Source organism: Rhizobium ecuadorense, from assembly GCF_001187535.1.
In the GTDB taxonomy this organism is placed as follows: domain Bacteria; phylum Pseudomonadota; class Alphaproteobacteria; order Rhizobiales; family Rhizobiaceae; genus Rhizobium; species Rhizobium ecuadorense.
Genome location: NZ_LFIO01001188.1, coordinates 1 through 215 on the forward strand (window position 1 = coordinate 1; position 215 = coordinate 215).

1 pseudogene is annotated in these 215 nt (G+C 64.7%); it reads left to right on the top strand.

Going from position 1 to position 215, the window contains the following annotated elements:
* Positions 1–215 (top strand): annotated as a pseudogene (locus AF337_RS25420) (biotin/lipoyl-binding protein); the annotation flags it as partial.

Genomic DNA, 215 nt, shown 5'->3' on the forward strand with positions numbered 1-215 from the left:
GGCAGCCTCGTTCAGCAAGGCGATGTGCTCTACCGTATCGATCCAGCGCTGTTCCGGGTTCGGGTGGCAAGTGCCGAGGCAAGCCTCGAGCGTGCCAAGGCGACGCAGCTGAATGCCCGCCAGCAGTTGGACCGGCAGAAGTCGCTGCGCGACCGCGATGTTGCAAGCGGTATCGAATATGATGCGGCAGCCGTCGCCCTTGCCCAGGCCGATGC